This is a genomic window from Pedobacter sp. 10L46_2 (genome assembly GCF_056395165.1).
The window spans coordinates 1-21,221 of the sequence record NZ_JBFTIZ010000014.1 but is presented as its reverse complement, the minus strand read 5'-3'; the positions used below and the strand labels follow the sequence as shown (position 1 = coordinate 21,221).

Sequence of the window (21,221 nt, the reverse complement as noted above, 5' to 3'; positions counted from 1 at the left end):
TCGCTTATAGGATTAATTGCTTTTCTTTATTGAGGTAATGCCCGGTTAATGAGCCGGGGTATTCCATTAATTCGGCAGGGGTTCCTGTAAAAATAACCTCTCCTCCTTTTCTGCCACCTTCCGGCCCCATATCAATGATCCAGTCGGCATTTTTGATCACGTCCAGATTATGTTCAATTACGATTACGGAATTCCCGATATCAACCAGGTGATTCATGATTTGCAGCAAATGTTCTACATCGGACATGTGTAATCCGGTGGTTGGCTCATCCAGTACATAAATGCTTCCTCTTTTGTGCAGGTTACTGGCTAGTTTAATGCGCTGGCACTCGCCACCGGATAGTGTACTAAGTGGCTGCCCGAGGGTTAAATAATCGAGCCCTACATCCAGTATGGCTTCTATTTTGCGTTTCAGTTCCTTCTTATCAAAAAAATCTACCGCTTCCTGTACAGTCATGGCCAGCACCTCGCTAATCGATTTGCCATTTAATCTATAGGCCAGTACTTCTTCTTTAAAGCGCTTGCCATTGCATATTTCGCATTCGGTTTTTACCGGCTCCAGAAAAGCAAGGTCTGTATAGATAAACCCCAGGCCCTGACAATTGGGGCAGGCTCCTTTTGAGTTGAAACTAAACAGGGAAGCGCTTACTCCATTTTGCTGGGCAAAGAGCCTGCGGATCTCGTCCATAATGCCAGTATAAGTAGCAGGATTAGATCGAATTGAGGTACTCACAGCAGTCTGATCAATAATGATTGCTTCGGGATATTGCTTTATAAACTCATGGTTAATGAGTGAGCTTTTACCAGATCCGGCTACCCCGGTTACCACCGTAAAAACCCCCGTTGGGATGGCTACAGTTAAATTTTTAAGGTTATGCAGTTTTGCGTTATGAACGGTAAGGGCTCCTTTGGCACTGCGATAGGAGGATTTTGCATAGTGCTGCCGGTTCATGCAGTTACCCGTTAAGGTGTCTGATTTCAACAACCCCTCTACTGTTCCATGGTACACGATTTCGCCTCCATGGGTTCCTGCATGAGGGCCGACATCTACCACATGGTCGGCAATCCGGATCACTTCAGGGTCATGCTCTACCACAAGAATGGTATTGCCTTTATCGCGAAGCTGCAATAAGAGCTCATTTAAACGGTGCACATCATGCTGATGCAGTCCTACACTCGGCTCATCGAAAATATAGATCATATCGGTAAGGCTGCTGCCAAGGTGCCTCACCATTTTAATGCGCTGAGATTCTCCGCCTGAAAGGCTGGCTGTCTCGCGGTCAAGGCTCAGGTACTCCAGACCGATATCTATTAAATGTTGTAAACGCATTATTAATGCGGAAGTCATGGTTTCAGCTATGGGATCATCTATTTTGGCAATGATCTTAATGAGCTCATCGACCTCAAGATTGGTGAGCTGAGCGATGTTATATCCGTTTATTCTGCAGCTTAATGCGGCCTGACTTAACCGTGTTCCTTTACATAAGGGGCAAGGTGCAAAAAGGATAAACCGTTCAAGGGTGCTCCGCATGGATTCGGACAGGATACTGGTATCGCGCTTGATGTACATGCGGTTAAACTTATCGACCAGTCCTTCAAAATTGACATTGAGTGGCACATTGTCTTTTTTAACCTGAAATTTCTTGCTTTTCCCATGTAGCAGGGTTTGCCACTCCTCCTGGGTATAATCTTGAAGCTTCTTATCGTTATCAAAAAATCCGGAATAGGCATAAGTGTTAAAATACCAGCTGCCTACCGAGAACATAGGGAATAGGATTGCGCCCTCGTTAAGTGATTTAGATTTATCGAGCAATTTATCCAGGTTCAGTTTTACCGTTTCTCCTAGGCCATTGCATTCGGGGCACATTCCGGCAGGATCGTTAAAGGAAAACGCGTTGGAATAGCCGATAAAAGGCTTGCCCACTCGTGAAAACAGGAGACGCAGTATGGAATAAATATCTGTTATGGTACCTACTGTAGATCTGGAATTACCTCCTAAACGTTTTTGATCGATCACAATTGCGGTAGAAAGGTTACTTATGGCGTCGGCATCAGGCTGGCTATGTTTTGGTAAGCGGTTTCGTATAAAAGTGGAGAAGGTTTCGTTGAGCTGTCTTTGGGCCTCCGCCCCGATGGTATCAAAAACAATAGAGGACTTGCCCGAGCCTGATACTCCGGTAAATACCGTAATTTTTCTTTTTGGAATCCGCAGCGAAATATTTTTGAGGTTATTCTCGCGGGCACCTTTGATCTCTATAAATTCTTGCTTCATCGGGATTTCGAATTATAGGTAAACGGGTTAATTATTTGGTTTATCAAAATTGCTCTGAAATGCGTTTACCTACCCCTTCTGGAAGGAGAATAAACCATGCGAAAAGGAATAATTTCCTGACTCCTTCTTTTAAAAAGTAAAATTTGACTAAATTCGTTCTAGTGAAGCGCCTTTAACATCATCTCCTAACCCTATGAACGACAATGAATTAAAAGCACCCCTTCTTTCAGATCTCTCAGAAACCTGCGAGTTGCACTATACTGACGAATTAGGTGCATCGGGCTATATGAACATCAGTGAAATAAAAATTGATGGCGCAGATATTTTTGCCGCGAGCTGCAAACAGGAGCATGAAATTACCATGCGCGAACAAACGGAAACGCCTACCCTAAACATGTATTTTTCGTTACAAGGGCAAAGTGCGGCATGGGAGGCGCAAAGCAAAGACAGGTATGTGCTGAATGACAATGAGCATGTGATTTCATTTATGCCAAGTTTTGATGGGTATTATGCATTGAGCAGTCCGGAGATCAAGAGCTTTGGTATTTCGCTGTATGAGCCTTTCTTTCGCAGGCTGTTTGCAACCGATATGGATTGTTTAAAGCGGTTCTGGGACAAGGTGGATGCCGGGAAAATGGCGGAAATCTCGAAACATGCCCTGCCGGTAACCTCTAAACAGCAACTGCTGATTAATGAAATGCAGCAATGTGTTTATTCAGGACATATGAAACAGCTGTTTTTTGAATCTAAAATTATTGAGCTTTTTCTGCTCCAGGCCGAACAGGCTGACAGTTTAGATGGGCAGAAACCCATTAAAATAGAACGCCATAATGTAGATAAGCTGCATGCTGCAAAACAGTTTGTACAGCAAAGGATGTTTGATCCATTAACCTTAAACGGAATTGCACGTGAGGCGGGACTAAATGAGTTTATGCTTAAGAAAGGCTTTAAAGAGCTGTTCGGATTAACTGTATTCGGGTATTTAAATGAACTGAAAATGAATTACGCCCGGCAGATGCTGTTAGATTCGAACTGTACCGTATATGAAGCTGCTTATACCATAGGGTATAATGAACCTTATAACTTCTCTAAAGCTTTTAAAAAGCATTTTGGATATTCACCCGGTGAGTTAAAAAGATAATTCCATAGATTTGTCGGATAACATAAAAAAGCTAGATATGACTTATCCGGAAAAACTGAGCGCGATACGTAAACAAATGCAAGCCGACAATGTACAGGCTTATATTATTCCATCTGCAGATCCACACATTAGCGAATACCTGCCAGACCATTATAAATGCATTCCTTTTACTTCCGGTTTTACCGGATCGGCGGGCACATTGGTAATAACAGCAGATTTTGCTGGTTTATGGGCCGACTTCCGTTATTTTGAGCAGGCTGCTGAACAATTGGAAAACAGTGGTTTTGAGCTGGTGAAACAAAAAGTTCAACATGCTCCTGAATACATTCAATGGCTTATTGAAAAGCTGGACAATGGCGCTGTAGTTGCCAGCAATGAGAAATTGCTATCGCTGCTTTTAGGAGACCTGTTTACACAACAGTTTTCGGTTAAGAACATCAGTTTGGCCAATAAAGATTATTTAAGCGCTATTTGGGAAAACAGACCTGAGCTGCCAAATCAAAGCGCATTTTTGATAGCGGAAAAGCATATCGGACAATCGGTAAGCAGTAAGCTTGCGGAAGTTCGTTCGGCACTAAGTAAACAAGGTGCGGCTTATCATTTAATTTCGTCGTTAGATGATATGGCCTGGTTGTTTAATATCCGCGGCAACGATGTGAGCTACAACCCCGTGGTTTTAAGTTTTGCATTAATTAACCAGGATCATGCTAAAATATTCATCAACCCTGATAAATTAACTGCTGATGATAAGGCTCAGTTGTTAAAAGAGGGTGTAGAGGTATTTGATTACGAAGAAATAGAGGATGCGTTAAAAAGGATTCCGGAGAACAGCTCCATATTCATTGATCCGAAACGCAACTGTTTTGCGTATTCAAAGTTGATTCCAAAAACGGTTAGGGTTATAAAAGACACCAACCCATCTACCCAGCTTAAAGCCATTAAAAACGAAACAGAACTGGCCAATACGCGTAATGCAATGGTTAAAGATGGTGTTGCGATTACCCGTTTCCTGAAATGGCTTTCGGAAAACATTGGAAAGACTTTAATTACTGAACTTTCTGCAGCTGCTGAATTGCGTAAGTTCAGAGCAGCCCAGGAAGGATTTGTTGGGGATAGTTTTAATACGATTAGTGCTTATAAAGCACATGGAGCCCTGCCTCATTATGGAGCATCTGAGCAGAGCAATTCGGAAGTAAAGGCCGAAGGGTTGTTCCTGGTAGATTCTGGTGGCCAGTATTTTTATGGAACAACGGATATTACCCGTACCATCCCAATGGGAAACAATACGGAAGAAGAACAAATGGATTATACGCTGGTATTAAAAGGAATGATTGACGGATGTAAATCGCGCTTTCCAAAAGGTACTTGTGGCTATCAGATTGATGCAATAACGCGCAAACCATTATGGGATTATGCGCTTAACTATGGGCATGGAACCGGACATGGTGTTGGTTATTTTTTAAATGTACATGAAGGCCCCCAGGTATTTAACCCAACTGCAACGCCCGTTGCTATTGAACTTGGAATGATCACTTCTGTTGAGCCTGGGATTTACCGTCCGGGGAAACATGGTATCAGAATTGAAAACCTGGTAAACACCATTAAGGATGTAAGCAATGAGTTTAATGAATTTTATGCTTTTGAGTGTTTAACTATTGCGCCGATAAGCACTAAGATTGTTAAAAAGGATTTACTGGAACAAAATCAGATTGACTGGCTTAATGGTTATAATGCGCTGGTTTTTGAGAAACTTAGTCCGTTTTTGAATGAAGATGAGGTGGCCTGGCTGAAGGAAGAGACAAGGGAATTTAGTATTCTCAGCTAAATTTCAGGAAAAAATATTGGAGAGGAGAGGTAAAAAAAGAGAATGTGTTCCAGGAGGAGAAACACATTCTCTTTTTCTCTTTAGCTAACGGAACGGTCTAAATGAACATATCCGCCGTCAACATATACCAGTTGCCCTGTAGTATGGCTCGAGGCTTCTGACAGCAAAAACACGGTAGCGTTGGCTATTTCTTCGGCAGTTGTCATTCTGTTTCCCAATGGGATTTTAGCTTTAATAGAAGCCAGTTTTTCTTCAGAATTAGGGATTGAGCTGATCCATGTTTGATACAAAGGCGTATAACACTCTGATACGATCACAGAATTTACACGGATGCCATGCGGCAATAATTCAACCGCCCACTCTCTTGTAAGCGCATTTCTGCCCCCATTGGCTGCAGCATAGGCGGATGTACCACCCTGGCCAGTATCAGCAACTTTTGAGCCTATGTTAACAATAGCACCTTTTGATTTGATGAGTGATGGTAAGGCATGATGTGCCATTAAATAATAATGCACGATATTTTTATGTAAGCTCTCTATAAACTTTTCGTAGCTGCCGCTGGTTAAGCTAACCCCATCATTTACGCCCGCATTGTTCACCAATCCATCTATTCTACCGAACTTTTCCAACACCTGGGCTATAGCCTTCGCATTATCTTCCGGATTAGTTAGTTCAGCAACGACCTGAAATACTTTATCCCCGTTTGCGGCTATATCATCGGCCACTTTCAAATTATCGGCTTCGTTTCTTCCAATGATAACAGGAATGGCTCCTTCTTTGGCCAATACCCTTACAATGCCCTCGCCAATGCCTTTAGCACCACCTGTTACGATAATTACTTTATCTTTTAATTGCAGATCCATAGATTGCTTATTTCAAATTGTAAAATTTAGTTGCATTACCTCCCCAAAATAATGCTTGTTCGTTTTCTGAGAGTTTGGAAACATAGCCTTTAGCCAGATCTACTACCTGCCCGTAAGCCGCTGCAACCAGGCTCACCGGCCAGTCGGACCCGTACATCAACCTGTTTGTTCCAAAGGCTTCAAAAACCACATCAAGATATGGGGTAAAGTCTTCTTTTTTCCAGTATTTCCAATCTGCCTCAGTTACCAGACCGGATACTTTACAGTATACATTTTCATGAGCTGCCAGCTTTTGTATGTCAAGCGCCCAATCATCGATGTTTTTATTTTTAACATCCGGTTTAGCAATATGATCCAGTACAAAAGGCTGATCCGGAAATTTAGCTACCAGTTCGGCTGCATACTTTAACTGATCCGGAAAAACCAATATATCATACGTAAATCCGTAATCTTTTAACTTGCTTATTCCGTTAACAAAATCAGGTTTTAGCATTAGGGCACGGTCTGTTTCGCCTTGCAAAATATGCCTGAATCCCTTCATTTGAGGGTGCTCGCTTAAATCGGCAAGCTGCTCACTGATGTTTGCAGCCCTCAGATCGACCCAGCCGACTACGCCCTTAATAAAAGAGTGATCTTTGGCATTTTGCAGTTGAAAGGCATTCTCTGCAGCAGACTGATCTGCCTGGACCACCACGCAGCCATCGAAATTAAAGTGCTCAAGAACGGGTTGTAGATGCATTGGAAGAAAATCATCCTGCAGCACCGCCATATCATCTGTTATCCAGCTATCCCTTACTGCATTATATTTCCAGAAATGCTGATGAGAATCAATTCTTAACATAATTTTTAACCTGTTGTTTTGAGCTGCCAAGGCCATCTATGCCAAGTTCTACAACATCACCTTCTTTAAGATAAACAGGAGGATTAAACCCTAATCCAACACCTGCCGGTGTTCCGGTAGAAATTACATCACCAGGTAACAAAGTCATGAACTGACTAACATATGAAATTACAAAAGGCACGTTAAATATAAAGTTGGAAGTATTTCCATCCTGCATTATTTTACCGTTTACGCTAAGCCAAAGTCTAAGGTTATCGACGTCAGCAATTTCATCCTGTGTGGCAAGGAATGGACCTAAAGGTGCAAAAGTATCGCAACCTTTTCCTTTGTCCCAGGTTCCGTTTCTTTCGATCTGGAACTCACGCTCTGATACATCGTTATGTAAAACGTAACCTGCAACATAATCAAGGGCATCAGCCTCATCAACGTAAGATGCTTTTTTTCCGATTACCACTGCCAGCTCAACTTCCCAATCTGTTTTTACAGAATTTTTAGGGATCACAATATCATCAAAAGGCCCTACCATAGCAGTAGATGACTTCATAAAAATAACAGGTTCAGGTGGTATTGGTGCGTTGGTTTCCTTTGCATGGTCGGCATAGTTTAATCCTATACAAACTATTTTTGAAGGACGCGCTACTGGTGAACCTAAACGTGTGCCTGCCGGAATTGTGGCCAATTTACCCTCATTTGCTTTAACAAATGCATCCAGTCTGGCTAATCCGTTATCATTAAAAAATTTTTCATTATAGTCCTCGCCAAAGGCCGAGGTATCATACCAAATATCGTTTATAATAACGCCGGTTTTTTCCTGATCGGCTGCTCCCCATCTGATTAATTTCATTGATATCTATTTATTTTAAAAACTCAAATTAGTTATTTAATTTAACAAATCCTCCATCTAAAGGATAGTCGTTTCCAGTTACAAAACCAGCTTCGTCTGAGCATAAGTATAATGCCAGAGAAGCTACTTCCTCTGGTTTACCCATGCGGCCTATTGGCTGACTTTTAGATAGCTTTTCAAAAACTGCTTCTTCTTGACCTGCATAGTTTTTGGCAATAAAGCCATCCACAAAAGGCGTATGTACCCGTGCAGGTGAAATGCTGTTACATCTGATGCCATCGGCCATATAATCGCGCGCGACAGAGAGCGTCATGGCATAAATTGCGCCTTTACTCATAGAATAAGCAAACCTGTCGGTAATGCCAACCAACGCAGCGATAGAAGCCATATTAAGGATTACTGCTGAACTGCTTTTTTTCAATGCCGGGATTGCCGCATATAAGCAATTATAAGCCCCTTTAACATTTACATTAAAGATCTTAGTGAAATCATCTTCACTGGTGGTCTCCAGTTTTCCTACATGGGCAATACCAGCGTTATTGATCAGGATATCTATATTTCCAATTTTGTTAAAGATATCGATTACCTGAGCCTGGTTACTTACATCACAGCTGTAGCCTATTGCGTTTCCGCCTGCTTTAGTGATCTCATCTATTGTATTTGAGGCCGCTTCTGAGTTGAGTTCTATGATATGAACCAAAGCCCCTTGTTTTGCAAAAAGAACAGATATTGCCCTGCCGATTCCGCTTCCTCCGCCTGTAATAATTGCTGATTTTCCTTTTAAACTGAACATGCTTACCTTATTATAATGAAACGCCTCTTTTCCATGGGATGAAGTCATCCTGATTTAACAATACTGCTTTAGGTGTGATTTCGCCACTTGCAGCTTTGATGCAATATTCAAGAATCTCTTCGCCCATTTCCTCAATGGTTTTTTCGCCACGAATGATTGCGCCAGTGTCTATATCAATGATGTCGCCCATTCTGCTGGTCAGGGCTGTGTTTGTTGCTATTTTAATTACCGGACAAACAGGATTTCCTGTTGGCGTACCTAAACCTGTGGTAAACAAGATCAATGTAGCACCACTAGCCGCTTTTCCCGTTGTCGCCTCGACATCATTTCCAGGAGTACATACCAGGCTTAATCCTGGTTTGGTTACCGGCTCAGTATAATCCAAAACGTCAACTACAGGAGAAGTACCTGCTTTTTTAGCCGCTCCGGTACTTTTGATGGCATCGGTAATTAAACCATCCTTAATATTCCCGGGTGATGGGTTCATATGAAATCCGGAACCTACTGCATGGGCCTGGGCATCATACTCCTGCATTAACCTGATAAATTTTTCGGCCGTTGGTTTATCTACACACCTGTCGATTATATTTTGTTCTGCACCGCATAGTTCCGGAAATTCTGCCAACAGTACCTTGGCTCCAAGTGCAACCAAAAGATCAGAGGTATAGCCCACTGAAGGGTTAGCAGAAATACCACTGAACCCATCGCTACCACCACATTTAACCCCAACACACAGCTTACTAAGCGGCGCAGGGCTTCTTTCTATTTTATTGATTTCAGTTAAACCTTCAAACGTTTTAAGAATGGCATCCTTTATCAATTGCTCTTCGCTCTGGCTTTGCTGCTGTTCAAAAATCAAAACCTTTTTATTGAATGTAGGGTTGCGTTCTTTGATATCGTCTAGCAAACTTTGTGTTTGCAGGTGCTGACAACCAAGACTAAGCACAGTTATCCCTGCTACGTTTGGATGATCCGCGTAAGCAGCTAACAGATTACTTAACAGATCTGCATCCTGGCGCGTGCCCCCGCAACCACCCTGATGATTAAGGAATTTTATACCATCAACATTTTTGAATACTCTTTTTTTAGTTGCCTGAGCAGATGCTAGACTATCTACATTAAAGGAATCTATTGATTCGCCGTCCTGATAAGCAGTAAGCAACTGATCTGTAAACTGTTTGTACTTATCGGTTACATTATAACCCAGGGTATTGTATAATGATTCTTTTATCACATCCATATTCCTGTTTTCGCAGAAAACTGTAGGAATAAACAACCAGTAATTTGCTGTTCCGACTTTACCATCCTGACGGTGATATCCGTTGAATGTTCTGTTTTGAAACTTTGATACGTCAGGAGCCTGCCATTGGTAATTTACATTTCTGTATGCATAATCCTGAGAGGCATGATGAACATTTTCGGTAGTCATTAACCCTCCCTGAGGAATAAAAGCAGTTGCTTTGCCAACCAATACGCCATACATTAAAACATCCTCGCCAATTGCCCTATCCGTTATGAAAAACTTATGCTTGGCGTGTACATCATCCTTTAAATCGAATGTTAAGTTATTCCATTCAATTTTTTGTCCTTTTGATAGATCCTGCAAGGCTACCAGAACATTATCATCTGGATGTATTTGCAGGAAACTTTTATTAGTTATTATTGACATTATGCTTTTAATTCAAATATTTTATCCATCATCACCCATTTCTCACCAGGTTTAGCACCCGGGATTGCCTGTTGATATTTCCACATTAATTTCTCCCACTCCTGTACCTTTTCATTTGAGGCATCCATGGCTCCCTTCTTTTCAAAGCTAAATTTACCATTTACTTCCATAATCATAAACAGCCTATTGCCATATCTGTAAATTTCCATTGTATCGATTCCGGCAGAGGTGATGCTCTCCTGAATTTCGGGCCATACCTGCTGATGCATTACTTCGTATTCTTTGATCAGATCAGGATCATTTACCAGATCAAGCGCTAAACAATATCTTTTCATTTTATATATTTTCTAAGGTTTTAATACTATGTTCTTTTAACAACCTTATGCCCGGTTACACCAAATAGAAATACAACGGCGAAGCATATTAATGGCACGATATAACCTATCTGAATATCGGCTATATCAGCAACGTAACCCATTGCCGGAGGCAATATTGCGCCACCAACGATGGACATGATGATCAGACTGCTTCCAAATTTTGTGTCTTTTCCAAGATCCTTTATACCCAGAGAGAAGATAGTTGGGAACATGATGGACATGAAGAATGCAATTCCGATAACAACAAATAATGATATGGTGCCATGAGTTACTATTGCGAGAACGCAAAGTACCATGCTGGCTACAGCATAAATAGCCAATAACCGCTCTGCTTTAATAAATTTCATAAGGAAAGTACCAAGTACCCTCCCAATCAGGAAGGCTAGGCCCATGCCTATACCTGCATAACCAGCTGCCTTTTGCTGATCTATTTCGGCAGCTTTGGTAGCATACAGAATAAAAAAGCTAAACACACACACCTGAGCACCTACGTAAAAGAACTGTGCAAGAACAGCCCATCTTAGGTGTTTATGCTTAAGCGCATCCAATAAGGTATGGTCAGTTGCTTTGTCGCCCGGTTCTTCTGTCTCCACAATTTCCGGTAATTTCAGAAAGACAAAGATGATTGCTATGACCAGAATAATGCTCCCCAGCACCAGGTATGGTGTTTTTACTGATGAAGCTTCTGATGCCAAAGCAAATTCCCTTGCAGAGGCAGTCATTTTACTTAACTTCTCATCAGATATCCCTTCTATTAAAATAATTTTAGCACCGATTATAGGAGCAGCCGTTGCTGCAAGTCCATTAAATGATTGCGCAAAATTCAGTCGAAAAGTTGCCGTTTCAGGAGGGCCAAGCAAGGATGCATAAGGATTGGCCGCTGTTTCCAGGATGGTTAGTCCGCATGCTATGATAAATAGTGCCCCCAAAAAGAATACATAAGCTTGCGTATTTGCAGCCGGTATGAATAAAAACGATCCTATGGCAAACAATGCAAGCCCCAGAATTATCCCCGTTTTATAACCATACTTTTTCATAATGAATCCCGCTGGGAGTGCCATTACAAAATAAGCGATGAACACTGCAGAATCAACCAGAGATGCCTCTAAAGTACTTAAACTAAAAGACCTTTTTAAATGGGGAATAAGTATTGGATCTAGGTTATGTACAAAACCCCACATAAAAAACAGGGAGGTAATCATAATAAACGGAAAAAGATATTTGTTTTTAGTCATCTGGTTTAATTTTTTGGTTAATTTTGGCAAATAAAGTGTCTATTACCCTTGTTATGCAGCTCAATTTGCAAAATGCCATAATGAAGATTTTGATTTATTATCTGATTTCGATTCGTGCGTTGAATAGTCCGATAGTAGTGTGTGGAGAAAGCGGTTTATGCAATTGCCAGCTAAGGGGATAATACTTGCCCTTTTGAACAGCTACAGGCTTCAGTTCCTGACGGTAAATGGTTTGACTTACATTGTTATCTAAGCTCATTACATTCACCTTTTTAAATCCATTGTAATACTTAACAATAAGCTGGTTTGCTCCCTTTTTAAGCGGCAATAAAATCACATCTTTCAACTGTTTATCTTTAAAAGGATTATTATGTTCTGCCAGCACTTTCCCGTTCAGTGTTACTGTTACTCCGTCCCCACTGGTTATGCCAACCAGATAAGGTTGATCTTTAGCTGAAGTTATTTCTTGCAAAAGGTAGGTTGCCGAGTTTCTGTCGGCTTCTATTTCGTAGGTCACATTATTTTTCAGTTCTCCCTTTTTCTCCCATGTTCCACCATTTGAATCTGGCCATGGCTTGCTTACATCTACATTAGTCAGATTGCCATGTACACCACCTACCCCAGAATAAAGCGGCCCTGTTTGGTAAATATCACCCCATTTAATGGTGGAAGGATCGTTCTTCAACTTTTCTGCGCCAGTTCCATTTAAGGTTATTGCGGTGGCTTTACCATTCAGCTCTACATCTATAACCTTTCCTTTTTCTTCATCCGTATAATAGATTGCAGGAACAAGGTTTCCGGTTTTTGAAGGACTAATTGTCCATGATTCCTTTACTGTGCTCTGATAGCGGTTATTGTAATCAATACCTGAGCTGCTGTAATGCTTAAAGGCATTGTGCGAGTCAAGAATTAAAGGTGCTTTAGTGAAAGCGACTCCAAGAACGTATGCATCTTTAATTTTCCCGGTAAGGCCTGGAAGTGTAATCACTCCGTTTTCAGGAGCTGAAAGCAGGTGCAGATAAATTTTATCAGGTCTGCTCGTTAGGCTTCCCCATTTGAATGAAATGTGAAAAGGGTCTGGATCTGTTCCATAAATGGCTTCTTTATTTTTATCGAGCCATTTACCGATGCTTAATAAAACATCCTTTTCGAAATCAACTACAGAACCATCGCCCTTTGGGCCGATGTTTAGAAGGAAGTTTCCGCCACGACTTGCAACTCTGATTAAACTGGTGAGTTTCTCGCGCATTTTTTCTTCTTCGCTCCCTCTCACCTGCCATGAACGATAGCTCCATGTTTCGTCGAAGAAAGACGCAGGAGATTGCCAGGGCACTCCGATAGCATAATCTGGCTCCTGGTTGTCGCCCATTACGTTAAAGTCGCCCATATCATTCCCGATTCTGCTTCCGATCATACAATTTGGCTGAAGCTTATGAACCAGGTCTCTAAGGTCTTTGCTTTCATTAGCATTTTGGGAGCCCATATCAAACCACAGTTCAGAAACGGGGCCATAATTACTTAGCAATTCTGTAATCTGCTTTTTATTGTATTCCACATGTTCGGGGGTAATATAATCTGAATTGCTGCTCGAGATTGGAGAAGCCTGAGGGAAATGCCAGTCGATTAGCGAGAAATATAAACCAAATCTTAACCCACCACGCTTACAGGCGTCGGAAAGCTCTTTTACAATATCCCTTTTGAACGGGGTGGCATCAACCACGTTAAAATCTGTAGTATTTGTTTTAAACATACAAAACCCATCGTGATGCTTTGAAGTGATTACCAGAGAGCGCATGCCGGCTTTTTTTGCCAGGGCAACAATAGAATCGGCATTCCAGTTTTGGGGATTAAACCTTTTAGCAACATCTGCGTAAGTATCACTATAAATACCCGCGTGCGCCTGAATCTGTTCACTTAATCCTTTGGTTACCGGCTTACCTTCCCATACGCCACCCAATACAGAGTAGATTCCGTAGTGAATGAACATGGAATATTTTTGATCCTGCCATTCCCTTAATGCTTTAGGATCGTGCTGTCCAAAAACAAGGGTTTTGCAGAAAAGTAATAATGCAAATAAAATGATTGTTTTGTGTTTCATGTTTATTTAAGTGGTTTATCCAGGGTGATCTTTTGTGTATTCTGACTTCTAAAAATAGATATTTCGACAGTTTTATCTGACTTATTTTGCTGCTGCAGGGCAACCAGATCTGCTACTTTATATGTGGTCTTTTGCTTAAAGGAAAGTATGACATCATTGGCTTTTAACACTCCGGCAAAGGGGCTGTTGGCGTGAACGCTAAGCACCAGAACTCCTATTTCTTCGGGCATTCCTGTTGCAGAACGTTCTCCTAATGTTTCGAGATTTTTAATCTGTAAGCCGAACCATTCGGTTGATTCACTCGTAGTTACCCCTTCGATTCCTTTAAGTACCGGAATCGGGGCTTTTTTCGCTAGCTTACGTAAAGCAGGAGAGGTTACCCCGAATTGATCTGTAGGAAAGCTTTTAAAGCCTACAGTAAGTGCTTTAGAAGTGCTTTTAACGCTGTAATCGCCAATAGCCGGGTTTAAAAATTCGGGGTTACCAAAGGTAGAATGCTGATCGGTACCAGCCTTTTGCGATTTCTCTAATGAGGCTTTATCTGCAAAGAAATTATAGTCGATTTCCTTGCCCCAAAAATTAATTCCGATTGGGTAATAGTTCCTGGTGATGATGTTATGCTTAAATACATCACCACTATTTTCAAACCATACATGCGGGTGGAAGGAGTTGTTTAAAACAATGTTATTCTCTACTGTTCTATAAAAGCCTTCGCGAAGTTTTAAACCCCCGTTTAAGCAAACATTATTGTAGATGTGGTAATTGCTTGATCCATCGTCCAGATCAATATCCCATCCATGTTCACAATGAAACCTGTTATCATGTAATGTAATGGTATTAATAACATCGGCAGTAATTAATGCAGGATTGTCTTTAGCGATCTTATTCATTACCGGAACATTAGCATTCCAATATCTATCTCTGCCCCATGAATTAAACGCCCCGTGATCACCAGATTCCAAAACAGTATTAAAGACGTCGTTAAAAGAAATTTCATGACCACCCCATGTTCCCTCACTAATGTTTATACCTGCTCTTGGAACATCATAAATGGTATTGTGGGTAGCAGTAATACTCATAGACATGGAGATCTGTACGCCGGCGACCTGTTTTTCAACTTGTCCCAATCCGTACATCAATGTATTTTCGACAGTGCAATTTGCGGGATAGTTATTTGTTTTTGGTCCGCGAACGGTATCAATTTCATTTACCGGAACAAACTGAGCGTATTCAAAACTTGGAGACCGGACTGCTTTGGGATCGCCAACAAAACAAACCCCACTTGCGCCTGCGTAGGCTATGTGGCAACCGGAGATTTTATTATCTCTATTATAGTTACTTAAAAATACTGCGTTGCCGCCAACATGGTTAAAGAAACAAGATCTGATCTGGCAAGACTTCGCACCTTCCATTAAAACTGCTCCTCCTCTGTATATTGTCCAGTCGCTGCGCAATAACGGCTCTTTGGTTTCCATAAACGTTCTAAGCGTATGTGTAAGCTCAAGACCTTCGATGCTTATATTGGTAACTGGAATTTCTTCCGATCCTTTGAATTCAAAAAGATGTTTTAGGCGTGGGATTTCTACTTTGGCCGTGGTAAGGTTCGCGCTCGATTCGGGATAATAATAAAGCAGCTTTTCATCTTTATTGTAGTACCATTCTCCTACGGTATCCAGTTCCTCAAATATATTTTCTACAAACCGATATTTATCGTGCATACCCATTTGTCTGTTATTCTGATAACCGCCCTCCATTTTCAATTTACCATCTACATCTTTTCCAGTGATTTGATATTGGTACCCGCCCCACTCAGCTTTATGCAAAGCATGAATGAATCCCCCTGCTGGATTTTTCCAGCTTGCAATGCGCTGAGGACTTAAGGCATCGGCCGAAGATCCGCCATAAAACCTTACAGCTGGATTATAGTTCGGGTATCTTGCCATGCGCTGCTGATGGCGGTTAATGAAAAGCTGGTCGAAAACATGTTCTTCACTGACTTTGGCTTTCATTATGTTTCCCTTGTAAGACTCCCATTTTAAGGTTAAAGGAGTGCCGCCACTAATGGTTACTTTTTCATTAGCATACGGCTTTATGGTTAGACCGGCATTTGCTTTTCTTGAATCCTCGAGGCTGAATACAACGGTTTCCGATAGATAGTATGTTCCGCTTCTAAGGTAGATGATAACTTTACCGGGTATGTTTCGTGCAGTTAGCTGAGCCTTTTTGATACTGGCAAAAGGCTTTTCTATAGATCCTGAATTCTTATCGCTGCCTTTTGGAGAAACATAAATATCCTTGCCGAAGGCATGACCAGCAATCAGCAATAAGGCAAACAGGAATGTGGACAAAGATTTCATCAGCTTTCTCATTAGGTTCATTTGGTTTCTCAAAGAAAGCGAATTACAATCTACAAAGTTTTCCGAAATTGTCTAAATATTAAGCGATTTTGGCATAACACCCCAGTTATAAGCCAAAATGAAGTAATAATAATAAAGCCAGCCGCAAAATGCGGCTGGTTTTAGATTATGGCTAAAGTGCGCGTTTAAGACTGCTGCTATTTTATCATTTTTTTCAAATAGGCCATTGGTATTTTAATCATGGTCTCATCAGATAGGTTTCCAGAAACGTTGTTCAATTTCATGTCTGTTAAATTCACATCTACTTTACCAGAAGTGTTTAATGTCAATTGTTTTATACCAAACTGGGTCTTACCTTGTTCATCACCGAAGATGTTTAATTCTGATCTACCTGATGCCTTTACATTTAGGGAATCGAAAGATTTCATTTCAGATTTAAAGCGTGAAGATTTTAAATCCAGGTTCAGGGTTTTTACTCCTTCTCCAATCAGTACTAAATCATTAACTTTTTCTTCAAAAAGGTCCAAGTGACTGACATTAAAATCTTTATCTAAATTCAGTAAAAACACATTCTTGGCATTTAATCGTAGCGGCGCTTCACTGTTTTTAAAATTCACCGTAATTGCATCCAAGTCCGATAGATTTAATTCCTCGATTTTTGGCGCATAAACGTAGATAGCAATTGGATATTTTATTTCTTGATGGTCCCCCTTTATGATAATGTGAAGTTGCTCATTTTCATCGACACTCATTGAAACAAAATCTTTATATACTTCAGAGACCTTTGCACCATGGGCTGCATCATTCACCAGATTCAAGTACCATGATTTATTTGCTCGCCCTCTCACGCTTATTGATTTAAAGGCTTTGCTCTTGAGAGTAACAAATCCATCCGAAGGGGTGTTAAAGTTTGCATTGGCCGTTTCTTGCGCTTTAATTTGTTCCGGGAACTTATAGTCTTTATTTATGGTATACGCCATTATTGTTAATGGTATGATAAACATTAACAATACAAATATAATGAGTAACTTATTACTTGTTTTCATTTGAATAAATTTTGGTTTTTAAGGATTAGTAAATGTTTCTTTTACAAATTTCTGGTAGCGCACTTCCAGTTCATCGAAGCCAATATCAAGAAGGTAAAGATTTCTGAAAAATACAGGAAGCTCTTCGTCCATAAACTGGATTTTACTGTAAATTTTTATCTGCTTAATGGCATCTTCAGCAATAAAAAAACCAATTCCCCGCTTATTGCTTAGAATATTCTTATTCTGTAAGAGCTCATAAGTTCTCATTACCGTATTTGGATTGACTTCAAGCGATACTGCCAGTTCTCTCACAGAGGGCACTTTATCTTCGCTTTTCCATTTTCCAAGCAAAATATGTTCACAAACGTAATCCCCTATTTGAAGGTATATCGCCTTATTCTCTCTAAATTCCATGTTTGTGTTGTTAAAAATTAAACTTCTTTTTCTTTTACCCTGAAAAAGGTAACGCACCAGAGAAAGACCGTTACGGCTGTTATACCTACCATGGCGTATATGAAAAATTCACTATGGGCTGAACTAAATCCGAAATTTGCCGAATCCTGCATCTTGTCTCTTGTCATCCAGTTTGCTGTTTGGATCAAGGTATAAATAAGCGCCGTTAAAAAGAGCATTACCACAACAGCAGTTTTGATGTAATGAAACCGATTAAAATAAACCGAACCCAACAGAAAAATACTGGTGATCATGAACGGCACAACAACCATGGATTTTATCTCATCATGCTCAAAAAAATCGTTAAAAAAAGACCTTGCACTCACAATACCTGTTTTGGGTGTTGGATGAACTCCGGAAGTCCAACTAAAAGTAATTGTACCAATCGTCTTATCAATATATTTTACAAACGCCAAATCTGTTATATAAAAGACAAGTAAAAAGCTAAACACACTGAAGATGCCAGTATAAAAGATGCTGCAAAGCCATTTTTCTAATATAGAGGCAGGAGTCATCAATTCGATAATGGCTTTCGGTTTTTGCCCTAATAAGGAAAAATAACCACTAGCTATAACACTAATAAAAATGAATCCCAACGTCAGGAACAATGGAATTCTAAAAGACAAGTATAAAAACCCCTCTGAATTATATCTGTACCCTTTCTCCGCTTCAGGGTCTGGCAAATTCCAGGCGTAAAAAAGGATAAGCACGCCCACAACCACCAATAGGCTGATCAGGTATATTTTGCCAAACTCAAGCCATTGTCTTTTTACCAATAACCCAAAACGATTGAAATTAAATGAGTTGTTCATAGCGCGTTAATTAAAAATGGGTTTTAGTTTTTTCTTTTCTGCAATCACTGCATTGAATAGCAGCTCAATATCCATCTTGCTATCTTCCTGATGAAAGTTCGGAACTACTGCGTTATATCCCGATAATGCCGGCTCAGCATAGATCACAGTTTCATCCAACTCCTTCATCTTTTTAAAAGTGAGTTTTTGGGTAATTTCTTCAATAGATGCCTTTAATGAGATTGTACTCTCATCCAACATGATCACCGTATCAATTAAATTATCAAGATCACGTACCTGATGGGTTGATATCACAATGCAACGATCGTCAGTTAAAGCAGAGGCCATCACCTTACGGAATTGCGCCTTTGAAGGGATGTCCAAGCCATTTGTTGGCTCATCCATGATCACCAGTTTAGCCTGGGTGGCCAGGCCAAAGGCAATAATAAATTTCTTTTTTTGTCCATAGGACATATTTACCAGCTTATTGCTAATCGGAATGTTAAATTCCTCTAATAACACATTCAAATAAGCATAGTCAAATTTCTTATAAAAGGGAGCATTTGCCTTTATATAAGCATCAATTTTGATTGATGGGAGGTAAAACTCCTCAGGAATAAAACAAATGTCAGCTAATAGTTCAGGTTCTCTTTTCGCGGGATCAAATCCCATCACTTTTAAAGATCCACTTTGTGCATATACCAAACCTGCTATATTTTTTAATAGACTGGATTTCCCTGCACCGTTTTTTCCTAGTAAGCCGTAGATATGACCAGCACTGAGCTGCATACTCATGTCTTTAAAAAGCAAATTATGCTTACTGTAACCAAAATTAAGATTGTTAATTGTTATCATTACTACTGTATTAGTTAAATAATACACTAATGTATAATGTAATTTTATGATATCCTAATAATTAGGAAAATAAATTCAGGATTAAAATTTAAAGCTTAAAAGACGAATCTGAGAAAGCAGCAATAAACTATACAGCTACACCAGTTGCAGTCGTCAACAATACCGCATTTTATTATTAACCAAAATCCAGAAGATCTTTTGGGTTTATATCTAAGCCTTTTGCCAGCTCAACGATGGTAGAGAGTTGAACATTTAGTTTCCCATTCTCTATTTTGGATATTTTGCTATCATCAAGATCACAACGAGTAGCTAAAGCCCGCAAACTAAGTCCCTTACTCAAACGAATTTTCTGTAAATGCGCGCCGAAACTTACTTGTAAGTCAGAATAGTTTTTTTTGGGCATGTGCTTTTTATCAAGCAAGTAAAATCCCTATATAAAATAAAAATATTGCGGACTTAAATGACCGCATTTAGAAAATTTTTGATTATCTTAGTCACATGAATTAAAATATGTAATGCTATTTTTGTAATTCTTCTTAAAAAACTGGAAGCATTACACTAGAGTCTTGATCTGGAAAACTGGTAATTTAATAGACCCAAGACGACGGTGAAGATGCTCACGCTAAATGGCGTGGGCTCTTTTTATCGTGGTCAAGGGTATACCAGTACCTCCAGATCGATAAATTGAGCTTCACGTCATTTTGCGTTATCTCCCTTTATGACTCATATTAATTGTTAACTAACTATTATTAATATGAACTTTACCAGTTGTAAGATCAAAGACGAACACCGTAATTTCCTCAAATTCAGTCAGGGTGATGAAAAGGGCCTGGAGTACTTCTACAACCGCCTCTACCCTTCTTTATTCTATAARAGAAGTCGGTACATTAAAGATGATACCAATGCCGCCAGCATCGTCAGCGARGCMTTTCTGCGYCTCTGGCTAATTCGGAACAGCATCACAGACCCCAACCACATTGAAACCTTCTTGAGTGACACCACCATCGAAGCCTGCAAATCCTATTACAGAACTTCMAGTCACAATTTCCAGCGGAATATGCTTCGGCTWGATGAGATCGAAAACTACCAGGAATTCATGGGAGGCCATGATCCTGAAGAGGAATTGGATCCCGATGACATTTTCTATCAGGAAGAACTTGATGAACGCTTAAAACTGCAGTGGCAGCAAGTTGAGGCGGTCATCCCCAATCTGACTGAGAATCAGCAATTGTTTATCAAGCTCTGCCTGAAATATGCATTCAACTATGAGCGTATTGCCTGGCATATTGGTGGCATCTCTGATTATCAGGTCGCCAGCACGGTTGAAAAAACACTCGAAACCTTAAAGTCCATTCTGACCAGCTCACAAAAACTGGAGGCTACAGGAAAGACCACCAAATTCAAATTCGAAGGTGACCTCTGCGAAGAGCAATCCAGAATTCTGCACATGCGCTATGAACTCCAGTACAGCTTTGAAGAGATTGCCAGGCAAATGAATTTAAGTCAGCCGCACATTCAACGAACCTTTGCGCAGGCYTGYACCAAAATCAAAAGAATTAAAAAATAAGCTATGGAAAAAGATACCATGATCCTAACCCGTAAGATCCAGCTGCTGATTGATTCCGAGGACAAAGAAGAGATTAAGGCCGCAAAGGATCAATTGTACAGCTGGCAGCGGATTTGTTTCCGTGCCGCCAACATGATCATGAGCCATCATTTTGTGCAGGAACAGGTCAAAGATTTTTTTTATTTAACAGAAGAAATCAAGCTTAAAATCGC

The 21,221-nt window shown here is 40.4% G+C and carries 18 protein-coding genes and 1 pseudogene; 4 read left to right on the top strand and 15 right to left on the bottom strand.

Features of this window, described 5'->3' with window-relative positions; translation table 11 throughout:
- Nucleotides 1-4: 4 nt before the first annotated feature.
- The gene (locus tag AC1DDX_RS03210) at nucleotides 5-2,272 is read right to left on the bottom strand and encodes an ATP-binding cassette domain-containing protein (RefSeq protein WP_172662077.1); all 2,268 of its coding nucleotides are present in this window, start codon (nucleotides 2,270-2,272) and stop codon (nucleotides 5-7) included.
- A gap of 193 nt (nucleotides 2,273-2,465) precedes the next feature.
- Here AC1DDX_RS03210 and AC1DDX_RS03205 point away from each other — a divergent pair, with 193 nt between their 5' ends.
- Together AC1DDX_RS03205 and AC1DDX_RS03200 are read left to right on the top strand one after the other, a co-directional pair.
- Nucleotides 2,466-3,413: a helix-turn-helix transcriptional regulator gene (locus AC1DDX_RS03205; RefSeq protein ID WP_288883128.1), complete on the top strand. Its 948-nt coding sequence runs from the start codon at nucleotides 2,466-2,468 to the stop codon at nucleotides 3,411-3,413.
- Between the two features lie 37 nt (nucleotides 3,414-3,450).
- Complete coding sequence (locus tag AC1DDX_RS03200) at nucleotides 3,451-5,238, top strand: aminopeptidase P family protein (RefSeq protein WP_337717994.1); 1,788 nt, start codon at nucleotides 3,451-3,453, stop codon at nucleotides 5,236-5,238.
- A gap of 80 nt (nucleotides 5,239-5,318) precedes the next feature.
- Here AC1DDX_RS03200 and AC1DDX_RS03195 read toward each other — a convergent pair whose 3' ends face one another.
- The 14 genes from AC1DDX_RS03195 to AC1DDX_RS03130 form a co-directional block, all read right to left on the bottom strand.
- A complete protein-coding gene (locus AC1DDX_RS03195) occupies nucleotides 5,319-6,101 on the bottom strand; it encodes an SDR family oxidoreductase (RefSeq protein WP_337717992.1) in 783 nt (260 codons plus the stop codon).
- A gap of 7 nt (nucleotides 6,102-6,108) precedes the next feature.
- Nucleotides 6,109-6,942: an amidohydrolase family protein gene (locus AC1DDX_RS03190; RefSeq protein ID WP_337717990.1), complete on the bottom strand. Its 834-nt coding sequence runs from the start codon at nucleotides 6,940-6,942 to the stop codon at nucleotides 6,109-6,111.
- Nucleotides 6,929-7,786 (bottom strand): fumarylacetoacetate hydrolase family protein, encoded by an 858-nt coding sequence (locus AC1DDX_RS03185; protein WP_172662082.1) that lies wholly within the window; start codon nucleotides 7,784-7,786, stop codon nucleotides 6,929-6,931. The genes AC1DDX_RS03190 and AC1DDX_RS03185 overlap by 14 nt, the downstream gene beginning before the upstream one ends.
- Before the next feature lie 28 nt (nucleotides 7,787-7,814).
- Nucleotides 7,815-8,579 (bottom strand): SDR family NAD(P)-dependent oxidoreductase, encoded by a 765-nt coding sequence (locus AC1DDX_RS03180; protein ID WP_288883122.1) that lies wholly within the window; start codon nucleotides 8,577-8,579, stop codon nucleotides 7,815-7,817.
- A 10-nt stretch (nucleotides 8,580-8,589) separates the two neighbouring features.
- Nucleotides 8,590-10,248, bottom strand: coding sequence for a UxaA family hydrolase (locus AC1DDX_RS03175; RefSeq protein ID WP_337717989.1), 1,659 nt, complete (start codon nucleotides 10,246-10,248; stop codon nucleotides 8,590-8,592).
- The gene (locus AC1DDX_RS03170; RefSeq protein ID WP_048903458.1) at nucleotides 10,248-10,583 is read right to left on the bottom strand and encodes an L-rhamnose mutarotase; all 336 of its coding nucleotides are present in this window, start codon (nucleotides 10,581-10,583) and stop codon (nucleotides 10,248-10,250) included. Before AC1DDX_RS03170 ends, AC1DDX_RS03175 begins: the two co-directional genes overlap by 1 nt.
- 26 nt (nucleotides 10,584-10,609) lie before the next feature.
- Entirely contained in the window at nucleotides 10,610-11,860 is a 1,251-nt protein-coding gene (gene fucP / locus AC1DDX_RS03165; RefSeq protein WP_172662085.1) for an L-fucose:H+ symporter permease, read from the bottom strand.
- A gap of 97 nt (nucleotides 11,861-11,957) precedes the next feature.
- Nucleotides 11,958-13,958, bottom strand: coding sequence for an alpha-L-fucosidase (locus tag AC1DDX_RS03160; protein WP_477621773.1), 2,001 nt, complete (start codon nucleotides 13,956-13,958; stop codon nucleotides 11,958-11,960).
- A gap of 2 nt (nucleotides 13,959-13,960) precedes the next feature.
- Complete coding sequence (locus tag AC1DDX_RS03155; RefSeq protein WP_288883118.1) at nucleotides 13,961-16,327, bottom strand: PDZ domain-containing protein; 2,367 nt, start codon at nucleotides 16,325-16,327, stop codon at nucleotides 13,961-13,963.
- Nucleotides 16,328-16,512: 185 nt separating this feature from the next.
- A complete protein-coding gene (locus AC1DDX_RS03150; RefSeq protein ID WP_288883116.1) occupies nucleotides 16,513-17,361 on the bottom strand; it encodes a hypothetical protein in 849 nt (282 codons plus the stop codon).
- An 18-nt stretch (nucleotides 17,362-17,379) separates the two neighbouring features.
- Nucleotides 17,380-17,757 (bottom strand): GntR family transcriptional regulator, encoded by a 378-nt coding sequence (locus AC1DDX_RS03145; RefSeq protein ID WP_288883114.1) that lies wholly within the window; start codon nucleotides 17,755-17,757, stop codon nucleotides 17,380-17,382.
- 17 nt (nucleotides 17,758-17,774) lie between these two features.
- The gene (locus AC1DDX_RS03140; protein ID WP_288883112.1) at nucleotides 17,775-18,608 is read right to left on the bottom strand and encodes a hypothetical protein; all 834 of its coding nucleotides are present in this window, start codon (nucleotides 18,606-18,608) and stop codon (nucleotides 17,775-17,777) included.
- 6 nt (nucleotides 18,609-18,614) lie between these two features.
- The gene (locus tag AC1DDX_RS03135) at nucleotides 18,615-19,442 is read right to left on the bottom strand and encodes an ABC transporter ATP-binding protein (RefSeq protein WP_288883111.1); all 828 of its coding nucleotides are present in this window, start codon (nucleotides 19,440-19,442) and stop codon (nucleotides 18,615-18,617) included.
- A gap of 175 nt (nucleotides 19,443-19,617) precedes the next feature.
- Entirely contained in the window at nucleotides 19,618-19,845 is a 228-nt protein-coding gene (locus tag AC1DDX_RS03130) for a helix-turn-helix domain-containing protein (RefSeq protein WP_172662091.1), read from the bottom strand.
- A 351-nt stretch (nucleotides 19,846-20,196) separates the two neighbouring features.
- Here AC1DDX_RS03130 and AC1DDX_RS03125 point away from each other — a divergent pair, with 351 nt between their 5' ends.
- Entirely contained in the window at nucleotides 20,197-21,009 is an 813-nt protein-coding gene (locus AC1DDX_RS03125; RefSeq protein WP_477621772.1) for a sigma-70 family RNA polymerase sigma factor, read from the top strand.
- Nucleotides 21,010-21,012: 3 nt separating this feature from the next.
- Nucleotides 21,013-21,221: pseudogene (locus AC1DDX_RS03120) on the top strand (hypothetical protein); the annotation flags it as partial.

What these genes read in the sequence shown, in the direction of transcription:
- AC1DDX_RS03210 (WP_172662077.1), bottom strand. Translation starts at nt 2,272, where the DNA reads ATGAAGCAAGAATTTATAGAGATCAAAGGTGCCCGCGAGAATAACCTC.
- AC1DDX_RS03205 (WP_288883128.1), top strand. Translation starts at nt 2,466, where the DNA reads ATGAACGACAATGAATTAAAAGCACCCCTTCTTTCAGATCTCTCAGAA.
- AC1DDX_RS03200 (WP_337717994.1), top strand. Translation starts at nt 3,451, where the DNA reads ATGACTTATCCGGAAAAACTGAGCGCGATACGTAAACAAATGCAAGCC.
- AC1DDX_RS03195 (WP_337717992.1), bottom strand. Translation starts at nt 6,101, where the DNA reads ATGGATCTGCAATTAAAAGATAAAGTAATTATCGTAACAGGTGGTGCT.
- AC1DDX_RS03190 (WP_337717990.1), bottom strand. Translation starts at nt 6,942, where the DNA reads ATGTTAAGAATTGATTCTCATCAGCATTTCTGGAAATATAATGCAGTA.
- AC1DDX_RS03185 (WP_172662082.1), bottom strand. Translation starts at nt 7,786, where the DNA reads ATGAAATTAATCAGATGGGGAGCAGCCGATCAGGAAAAAACCGGCGTT.
- AC1DDX_RS03180 (WP_288883122.1), bottom strand. Translation starts at nt 8,579, where the DNA reads ATGTTCAGTTTAAAAGGAAAATCAGCAATTATTACAGGCGGAGGAAGC.
- AC1DDX_RS03175 (WP_337717989.1), bottom strand. Translation starts at nt 10,248, where the DNA reads ATGTCAATAATAACTAATAAAAGTTTCCTGCAAATACATCCAGATGAT.
- AC1DDX_RS03170 (WP_048903458.1), bottom strand. Translation starts at nt 10,583, where the DNA reads ATGAAAAGATATTGTTTAGCGCTTGATCTGGTAAATGATCCTGATCTG.
- fucP (WP_172662085.1), bottom strand. Translation starts at nt 11,860, where the DNA reads ATGACTAAAAACAAATATCTTTTTCCGTTTATTATGATTACCTCCCTG.
- AC1DDX_RS03160 (WP_477621773.1), bottom strand. Translation starts at nt 13,958, where the DNA reads ATGAAACACAAAACAATCATTTTATTTGCATTATTACTTTTCTGCAAA.
- AC1DDX_RS03155 (WP_288883118.1), bottom strand. Translation starts at nt 16,327, where the DNA reads ATGAGAAAGCTGATGAAATCTTTGTCCACATTCCTGTTTGCCTTATTG.
- AC1DDX_RS03150 (WP_288883116.1), bottom strand. Translation starts at nt 17,361, where the DNA reads ATGAAAACAAGTAATAAGTTACTCATTATATTTGTATTGTTAATGTTT.
- AC1DDX_RS03145 (WP_288883114.1), bottom strand. Translation starts at nt 17,757, where the DNA reads ATGGAATTTAGAGAGAATAAGGCGATATACCTTCAAATAGGGGATTAC.
- AC1DDX_RS03140 (WP_288883112.1), bottom strand. Translation starts at nt 18,608, where the DNA reads ATGAACAACTCATTTAATTTCAATCGTTTTGGGTTATTGGTAAAAAGA.
- AC1DDX_RS03135 (WP_288883111.1), bottom strand. Translation starts at nt 19,442, where the DNA reads ATGATAACAATTAACAATCTTAATTTTGGTTACAGTAAGCATAATTTG.
- AC1DDX_RS03130 (WP_172662091.1), bottom strand. Translation starts at nt 19,845, where the DNA reads ATGCCCAAAAAAAACTATTCTGACTTACAAGTAAGTTTCGGCGCGCAT.